General features: G+C 38.1%; 7 protein-coding genes and 2 pseudogenes. 8 read left to right on the forward strand and 1 reads right to left on the reverse strand.

Annotated elements, in window-relative coordinates; translation table 11 throughout:
* Positions 1-246 precede the first annotated feature (246 nt).
* The 7 genes and pseudogenes from GC098_RS16650 to GC098_RS16675 all read left to right on the forward strand — a co-directional run.
* Positions 247-516 (forward strand): annotated as a pseudogene (locus GC098_RS16650) (DDE-type integrase/transposase/recombinase); the annotation flags it as partial.
* Positions 517-590: 74 nt separating this feature from the next.
* Entirely contained in the window at positions 591-1,961 is a 1,371-nt protein-coding gene (locus GC098_RS16655) for a flavin monoamine oxidase family protein (RefSeq protein WP_171644246.1), read from the forward strand.
* A gap of 207 nt (positions 1,962-2,168) precedes the next feature.
* A complete protein-coding gene (locus GC098_RS16660) occupies positions 2,169-2,804 on the forward strand; it encodes a CatB-related O-acetyltransferase (protein ID WP_171644247.1) in 636 nt (211 codons plus the stop codon).
* 26 nt (positions 2,805-2,830) lie between these two features.
* Positions 2,831-3,058 (forward strand): annotated as a pseudogene (locus GC098_RS40090) (immunity protein Imm33 domain-containing protein).
* A 135-nt stretch (positions 3,059-3,193) separates the two neighbouring features.
* Complete coding sequence (locus GC098_RS16665) at positions 3,194-3,751, forward strand: hypothetical protein (protein ID WP_171644248.1); 558 nt, start codon at positions 3,194-3,196, stop codon at positions 3,749-3,751.
* 1,441 nt (positions 3,752-5,192) lie between these two features.
* Positions 5,193-5,651, forward strand: a complete 459-nt coding sequence (locus tag GC098_RS16670) for a putative iron-sulfur cluster-binding metallochaperone (RefSeq protein WP_171644249.1) — start codon at positions 5,193-5,195, stop codon at positions 5,649-5,651.
* Positions 5,652-5,660: 9 nt separating this feature from the next.
* Complete coding sequence (locus GC098_RS16675) at positions 5,661-6,134, forward strand: NUDIX domain-containing protein (protein ID WP_171644250.1); 474 nt, start codon at positions 5,661-5,663, stop codon at positions 6,132-6,134.
* 828 nt (positions 6,135-6,962) lie between these two features.
* Here GC098_RS16675 and GC098_RS16680 read toward each other — a convergent pair.
* Positions 6,963-7,691: a MerR family DNA-binding transcriptional regulator gene (locus tag GC098_RS16680; protein ID WP_171644251.1), complete on the reverse strand. Its 729-nt coding sequence runs from the start codon at positions 7,689-7,691 to the stop codon at positions 6,963-6,965.
* 157 nt (positions 7,692-7,848) lie between these two features.
* Between GC098_RS16680 and GC098_RS16685 the strand changes: the two genes are divergently transcribed.
* Positions 7,849-8,733 carry an alpha/beta fold hydrolase gene (locus GC098_RS16685; RefSeq protein WP_171644252.1) on the forward strand — a complete coding sequence of 295 codons (885 nt, stop codon included), beginning with the start codon at positions 7,849-7,851 and terminating at the stop codon, positions 8,731-8,733.
* The last annotated feature ends 15 nt before the right edge of the window (positions 8,734-8,748 follow it).

Consider the following 8,748-nt stretch of genomic DNA (forward strand, 5'->3'; position numbering starts at 1 on the left):
CATTACGGTATAATCATACGCTCAGTACATAGTACTTGCGTGGACTTAAGTCACTGGGAAGCGCCGAACTTAAAAAAAAATACAAAATAAACCGTCCCTCCTAAACAGAAAGTGCGGTCTATTGCTTTTCTGTCCGTAGTTGGAGTGAGGGTGTACACAAAACAACCGTTAATAACACAATAATAAATTTGTATAAAAAAAGATAACAATGATGATTTTGTCTATAAACCCGTCTATACCGAAAATAACCTGTCCAACCGCCTCACACTGGACATAGCTACCGACACAATTGACGCACTCTTAAAGCAAAAACGGCTGAAGCTGCACAAGGATGCATTTATCCATTCGGATCAAGGGAGTCATTACACGAGTCCCAAGTACCAAGAACTTTTAAAGCAAAAAGGGTTAGGTCAATCCATGTCAAGACGAGGAAACTGCTGGGACAATGCGCCACAGGAGTCGTTTTCCGGCCACATGAAAGACCATTGTTTTATTGAAGTAACGGACAGCATAGAATAATAAGAAGTGCCTAGGAACTAAAGGATTATAAACACACATGATGTATGTAATATTTGGAGGAATCGGATTTTATGGTAATAGGTCGTTTTCCTGAGCGTATTGTAGTTATTGGGGCAGGGATGGCGGGTTTGGTATGCACTTTGGAGCTTATGAAACAAGGATATAACGTGCGTTTATTAGAGGCAAATAGTCGACCGGGTGGTCGCATTTACACGATGCGGGATCAATTTGCCGACGGATTGTTTTGCGAAATCGGGGCTGCCTTCATTGGAGCGCATCATTTTCTCACATTGAGTTATGCCCAGCAAGCCGGGGTTCAATTAATAAATTTACCAGTCCCCAATAGAAGTTTGTCATATATCGACGGGAGATTAATCATAGATTCTCCGGCTGAACCTGCACTATGGCCTGTTTCACTTACAGCCGAGGAAAGAATTTTAGGATATGCGGGAATGTTGGAAAAGTATCTCAAGCCGGGGCTTAAAGCGACGGGTAATCCTTTTTTGCCGGGCTGGCCCACAAAACAAGCGGCACAGCTCGATTCAATGACAATGGAAGAATATCTTAAAGGTCAAGGAGCATCTTCGGGTGCGATTAAGCTGTTTGAAATCGGATATATGCAAATGTTAGGTGATGGTATTCGCAAAGTATCTGCATTACAGCGACTGCTTGACCTAAAAATGGCCAGTTCCGAAAGAAGTGCAAAGACTATAGTAGGTGGAATGGATCAACTACCGAAAAAGCTTGCCCTTACAATTGGATCTAATATCAGTTATGGATGTGCTGTGACGCATATTGAACATAGTAATAAAGGAGTAACTATCCAATTTAATAATTCCGGCGAAGTTTTCACTATCTGCTGTGATCGGGTCATTGTGGCCATTCCCTCTACAGTCTTGCGTACAATTCATTTTTCTCCGCCACTTAGCAAAGAAAAAAATGATGTCATTCAAAATCAACTTTCTACTTCCGTTACGCGTACCGTCATACAAAGCCGAACTAGATTCTGGAACAACTTAAGTTCCTTTACTACAGTAAATACGGATCTGAAAATTGGATGGTTGCTTGATGCTACATTCACTCAAACGACATCAAGGAGGGGGTTAATTTGTTCATACTCCTCCGGTGAATCGGCGCGAGAAATATCTAGAGCTGGTAATTTTAATTCAGCTGTATCAGAAATCAAACAGGTGCTTCCTGAATTGTCGTATAATTATGAAGGTGGGACGGTCTTTTCTTGGGATCATAATCCTTACTCCCGAGGTGCGTATGCTTGGTATAAGCCGAAACAGATGATTCAAATGCTCCCAACACTATCTGCCCAACAAGGTAGAATTTACTTTGCTGGCGATAATACAAGTCTTTTTCCCGGTTGGATTGAAGGTGCGATCTCTTCTGCGTTACGAACTGTAAATCAAATTATTGCCGGTAACAGCATATAGTACGGTAATGTATGTATTAATAACTAGTACGAGACAATAACCTGAGCCATGAGGTTGCCGTGGGATATATTAGAGCTTCACATTAGTAAAAGAACGATCGGCAGCCTCGCTACGCTAACGGACAGCATAGTTGAAGATGTAATGTTAATATAAAATGGAAAGGGTAGTTATTGAAGTAATGAAAATATTTTATAGGAGTGTCGCTAAATGAGTGGTCCAGATATAAAAAGTGTTTTCCCAATGAAAAATATCCGAAGCCTTTGTTTCTTAAAAAATGTGGTGGTTAATCCAAATATTGAAATTGGGGATTATACTTACTATGACGATAATAATAATCCTTTAGATTTTGAGAAAAACGTTCTTTATCATTTTGACTTTATAGGGGATAAACTAAAAATCGGTAAGTTTTGTGCTATTGCATCCAACTCCAAATTTATTATGAATGGTGCAAATCATAATACAAACTTTTTTACAATTTTTCCTTTTGGGGCGTTTGGTGGAGGTTGGGAAGTGGGTTTAAAGAATTTAAGTGGGCGATTCAAAGGTGATACAGTTATAGGAAGTGATGTTTGGATAGGCTATAATGCTACAATTATGCCTGGGGTTAATGTAGGTGATGGTGCTATAATCGCAACAAATGCTGTTGTAACCAAAGATGTTCCACCTTATTCAATAGTAGGGGGGAATCCAGCTAAATTAATTCGTTATAGATTTGACGAGGAAACGATTAATATTCTCAATACTATTAAGTGGTGGGACTGGGATATCGAAAAAATAACTGAATTAATTCCCGTTTTGACAAGTAATAATACAAATGCTTTAAAGGAACTGATAAAGGCATAATTAAAATGCTGGGAATTGCTCTTAATATGAGAGATAATTTGATCCCTTTTAATGGACTAAGGCATAAGCCTGAAAATGGAACATGTGGGTGGTATATCTGAGTTGGCGAGGGATTTTCAAAAGATCCTGACTTCTTTGTCCCCATTCATGTAAGGCATCTAGATGAGTGGGATCCAAGATTGAAAAAATATCTTGGATTGGGGCCAGGTTGGAGATTTCTTATTGCCGACGATTATGAAGATGTTATGGTTTGATCAGTCATTATTGGATTAACTGGTACTACAGTATTGAATATTAACCGAGGGACGTAAAACGATAGTTAAATGCAAGAGAGTTACCATGTGACAGAACCTCTGTAAAGCTTTCAGCTCTTGAAAGGGGTTAAAAAGATGAAGGCATTTTTGAATTTGACAAAGTATAAAAAGTGTAGGTTGTGGATTAATGACTATGTCTTCCCTGAAAGAAAGGATGTAGGGAAAATAATAGACAAAAGTATCCCTGCTTCAATGCAAAAAAGAGATGTTGCAAGAATGATTGCAATTGAAGTATCACTTCCAAGAAATATGAGCAATTATGCACTAGTTGGGTTCGAATTTATACCTGACACGGCAGGTAATGTGACTGAAGTAAGTGTATTCGTATCTAGTGAGCAAACAACTTACTCTTATGATAATTTAGCTTTATCAAATAATGTATTCTCAGGTATCCCAGATGAGTTTGCACAGAGTGTTTTGGAAAGTGCTATCGAAACGATTAAGCAAATAGGAGGGTTTTCGCCTGGAAAGTTAATTTTCAACATTGGTGCATTTTCTGATAGCGGTTCGAGTATTATGATTTTCAGGTTAGCTACATCTGCACTAATCAAAATTTCACAATTTGATATAGAGAACATGAGTGATAATTTACTGCAAGATGAGCTCGAAACCTTTTTAACAATACGGGTTTGAATAGCTCCTTTTTTTGATTTCATTGAGGTAAAGGGCAGCATAGTTCATCAAGCCGCTGCGTTACTGCAGTGGCTTGATTTGTTTGTATGTTCGAGTCTGCCTGATAAAGAACGTGCATAGGTGTTGCTAGGTATTGATAACTCAAGAACGTGACTTTTATTGAGACTTTCTCAGGAGCATATAAAAATAAGAAACGAATGCGAGGGTCAGGCGCAGTGTTTTAATATAGAGTTGGAATCGGAGAACAATTAAAGGAAACAATATCTCTCAATGCAATTGAATACTGATTCCATCTTCCGCCAAAAAACCTATAACCATAAACTCTTGATTCCCCGACAGTTGTCAAAAAAAACCAGAAATTGTCTCCGTTTCTAAGCCCCATGTACGTGTAATGATACAAACAATGTTGAAGACCCCAAGGACTCAGGGCATTGGGAGAAATTTGCATATATCCCATAATTCAAGGTTCACTCCTTATTGAATTAGACTTATAACCAGTTTATGCCCAGGGTCAAAGCTTGGGTTGGATGTATGCCTAGGAGAAGGGCATGTCAATAAAGGTATATTTTGCAAGGAACGGTTACATCCTTTGCTCATTTATCGGATGATAAGAAAATTATCTCATTCCCGACAGATCGCTGCGCATTATATTCGAACATTTTGTTGTAGTATCTATATATCCATGTATTCAAAATTAGGATACGACAATGAACTCGTCCAAAGCGCCGCGCTAAGGCGGGACAAGCAGTTGGAACTTGTATGCCACTTTTATTTCGACCTCGAAATGAACTTATCCGAAATTTATAATCAAACCAAAATTACAAAACCAAGCATCAGAAAGATGTTTAAGGAAAATGGATTAGGACTAAGAACCAGAAGCGAAGCAGTGAAGTTGGGGCGTTCAAAATAGACCGAGTCATAAGACTTCGGTATTTTCCCTAATATTTAAATTCCCATTGCGTTAACTGCGATGTATTTTAAGACAGGGTAACGACGTTACCTAGCAACACGGCTACGCACAACATTTATTAAGGGCGAACGATAGCTAAATAAACACGAAGAGACGGCAGCCTGATTCATGGCTGCAGTTTTCTGAACTAACGGGCATAGTTGGTTTTTACATTAATTACATGGCTCGTGTTAAGCTAAATAAAAAGAACATTATTTTTTGGTTGGGTTTTTCGTTTAGTATTATTGTATTTCTAATTCCCTTCTTTGTAATTGCTTTGATGATTTTTGCAGGATATGCAGGATTATAATTATTCTTTGTAATTCAAATAAGAGGCCATTGAACTAACGAAAGACCGATACTTAAATGGGGTCGCGGCTGCCGAGCAGTCGATGATCCCTTTTTCTTTGCTAAAGTAACGACTGCAGTTTAGTTCAATAAGGAATGGTATAATTTCTATATATAAGGGCAATTGAAACGGAGGGTTAACTTATGAGTGATTGTTGCACGACTGTTCAAGGTTCTGGAATGAACGATACAAGAAAATGTCCATCCTGTATGGCAAATGGAAAAAAAGTAAAACTACTTACTTTAAAGTCCATGTTAAAACCAGCCACATTATCGTCTTTGGATGCAGAAGTAACCCATTATTTTTGTTCAACGAGCAACTGTGATGTAGTGTATTTTGATAAAGATAAAAAAATCTATTCTATATCAGAGATCAAGGTTCCAGTACACCAAAAAGACCCTGCTTCGACGGTCCCTGTTTGTTATTGTTTTGATTGGACAAAAGAAAAAATTACTCTATCTGTTGAATCAGGACATACGCCTAATCCTGTCGATCATATTCGTGAAAACATCAATAAAAATCGATGTGGTTGTGAGGTGAATAATCCTCAAGGTAGTTGTTGTTTAAGCAATATTACGAAGTTTATAAATCAATTATCTTAGGAGGTAATTATGGGTTATTGTGAAAAAATGCGAGAGATGATCGGAAATGCTCCACTAATAATCATGCGACCTAGTGTAGCGATCATTAATCATTCAGGTGAAATTTTACTGAATCGATACATAGGTGGAACCTGGGGCATACCTGGTGGCATATTACAGTTAAATGAGTCTGTCGAGGAATGTATTAAACGAAATGTACAAAGAGATATAGGGATTAGGTTAAATACAATACGGTTATTCGGTGTCTATTCAGGCAAGGAATTAATTAATCGCGTCGAGGAAAGTGGCGATGAGTATCATACTGTCGCAGTAGGGTATTTATGTTCAAACTTTGAAGGGAATCTTACACCCGATGACAATCAAGCAATTGAAGCTAAATTTTTTCAATTTGATCGGTTACCTGAAGAAATAGATCCTTTTATAAAGAACAAGTTGCTTGAACTAAAGGGCATCTTGAAAAATGGATTTCCCTTATTGAATTAACGCAGAACGATTTGTCAGTCAAAAAAGTCTTGTCACTAAACTAACGGCGAACTAAAGCACAATAATGAGAGGAGTCTTTATGCCTGATGTAGAAGCCAAGATCACGTTCTTACGCAAGGGTGGCAGAACAAGGCCTGCCTTCTCAGGTTATCGACCCGCACATTTAGTATAATCATCTTCTTTTGAAAAGTCATTGAGACGTTACGCTAACGGATAACGAGAGTTAAGTAATTGTTACATGATTGAAATCTTATTTTCATCTGGCATTAATCATTCAAGATTATAATAAAAATCGACCCCATTTAAAATATAAACTTAGACCCTCAGCTCGTTGCCGTGGGTCTCTTTTTGCTATTAAACTAAAGGGCAGGATAGTGGGAGAGTTATTGATCAAAATGTTGCCCTTAATTTCTTTAATGTTGATCAAATAAAAGCAATAAGACAACCATCATTTCAATAGTTGTCTTATTTGCTTTTATATTAATTTGTAATTTTGGTTGGATTAAATCCAAAAGGGAATATTTCTTCAAAGCGGTCTTTAGTCTCATACATGTTATACCAAACATCAGCAATGATCGGAGATAATGGGAACATTTATATTTATAAATCTAAAGATGATAATGATTGGTATTTGTACTGGGATTGTTATTAACGAGTAGTTGGAACTTTTTTAATACTTTTGATTAAAAAGAGTAAATCGATTGAACTAACGGATACGATAGCTCATATACTCATCTGTAATGAAGCTGCCGACATGATCGGCAGCTTCATTACGTTAACGTGGATAGGATAGTTTGAAACTACGTGGGTAAATATCCAAAGTGGATACTATTCGAATGGGTGTTCACATTGAGTTTTTTTATAGAAGTCTATATATTTCATGAGCTCAGCTATTCCCAAAAACTGATTTAATAATTGGCTGTTTAATTTTTGCAAGGCAAGCTCAAAGGTGCGTTCCACTTGATTATAGTGCTGAGTCTCCAGGTCGTTCAACAGCTGTTTCATATTCTCGATAAAATATACAGTTTTTCTTAAACTACTAATCAGAAGAATTTTTTTGAATTCCGTATGATAAAAGACTCTATACCCGTTATCTTTATTTCTCACCGAAGTAATTAATCCTTCTTGTTCCCAATGTCGGATGGCAGAAGGCTTGACATCTGCCATTCGTGCAATTTCTCCAATCGTCATCGAGTCGGTTACCTTCAAATTTCTGTACTTTGAAAAATCCGCATTTCGAAGCATACACAGGACTTCCTCGATTCTATGTTTTTCCAATTGAGTATCATGTAACTGCTGATTCAAGAGCCAGAGTGCAGTTTCGATATCTAGATTCTTAATTTTCCTCATAATATCGTACACCACGGGAATCTCATATCCTCGCAATAACGCTCGAATGGTAACAAAGCCTTGCATATGGAGGGATGAGTAGCATCTTCGGTTACTCGGCGTCCTCGGCACTTCCGGAATCAAGCCTTGATCTTCGTATCTCCGCAACGTAGTCGTACTCACATTCAGTTTCTTAGCAATTTCTATTGGTGTATAGACCGTATTCATGATCATTTCCTTTCCATAGCTTAAAGTCTAACCTTCAAGTGCTACAACAATATTGCAACAAATATAAGTGCACAAATCAAGGCGATCGAAGCTCCGAACTTAAAGATTGCATGAATGTACTATGATTATAATATAAAACTAGAAGGAGTGAAGGCATTTGAAAAAGTTGATACGACTATCGGACGATTCAGAAATAGAAGTGGGTTTATCAGGAACTCACAACCGTCAAACCATCATGTTACCAATTGCTAAAAAATCCGTTTACAATCAGGAAGCGGAAAACTTGAAGCTGTGGGGTGTGGATCCTGAATTAGGGAAACATTTTGTAGAGGGGTTAACGGATACGTTTCAGGTTCTATATTTCGATTATGAAGGACATAGATTTCGGTACCCAAATCCGGAAAGGCTCACACCTGAAAATATCGTAATTGATTTCCTGTATATTGCAGATGAAATGAACGTTAAGAATTTCAGTTACTACGGCTACTCCTGGCTTGCTCTGGTGGGACTACAACTGGCCATAAGGTCAAATCGTCTTGAAAGCTTAGTAATGGGCGGCTTTCCGCCCTATGAAGGGCCCTATCAAGAAATGATGATTGTTACCAACAAAACCCACATGCAGGCATTGAGTACGCAGCGTAAAGGCATTAGGCAACCTGAAGGAGCCTGGAATCTAGATAATATGGATTGGGAAAACATTGAAGTTACGATAGATCCTCGTGTAACAAAGCAATTTGTTACGTTGTATCAGAGTCTTGCTGATTTTGATGATCGTGGTATCCAACATAAGCTGCAACTTCCGAAATTAGCTTTTGCAGGAGAGATGGATTCCATCGCGTATGGCGAAAATTTTGGCAATGTTACTGTAGACATGGTCGGGTTATTGAAGCGTAATAGGAGAGAATTAGCCGATCTAGGATGGGATGTAGAAATCCTTAGGGGAAGTGACATGGACCATACGAAAGCCATGCAGCCGTCCTCGGTTTTACCGCTTTTAAAGCCATGGTTCATGCGACACCTTGGCATTCAGAAAAAGGCTTAACACACCATCTGATTA

The sequence above is a fragment of the Paenibacillus phytorum genome, from assembly GCF_013141715.1.
GTDB classification, from domain to species: domain Bacteria; phylum Bacillota; class Bacilli; order Paenibacillales; family NBRC-103111; genus Paenibacillus_E; species Paenibacillus_E phytorum.

What these genes read in the sequence shown, in the direction of transcription:
- GC098_RS16655 (WP_171644246.1), top strand. Translation starts at nt 591, where the DNA reads ATGGTAATAGGTCGTTTTCCTGAGCGTATTGTAGTTATTGGGGCAGGG.
- GC098_RS16660 (WP_171644247.1), top strand. Translation starts at nt 2,169, where the DNA reads ATGAGTGGTCCAGATATAAAAAGTGTTTTCCCAATGAAAAATATCCGA.
- GC098_RS16665 (WP_171644248.1), top strand. Translation starts at nt 3,194, where the DNA reads ATGAAGGCATTTTTGAATTTGACAAAGTATAAAAAGTGTAGGTTGTGG.
- GC098_RS16670 (WP_171644249.1), top strand. Translation starts at nt 5,193, where the DNA reads ATGAGTGATTGTTGCACGACTGTTCAAGGTTCTGGAATGAACGATACA.
- GC098_RS16675 (WP_171644250.1), top strand. Translation starts at nt 5,661, where the DNA reads ATGGGTTATTGTGAAAAAATGCGAGAGATGATCGGAAATGCTCCACTA.
- GC098_RS16680 (WP_171644251.1), bottom strand. Translation starts at nt 7,691, where the DNA reads ATGAATACGGTCTATACACCAATAGAAATTGCTAAGAAACTGAATGTG.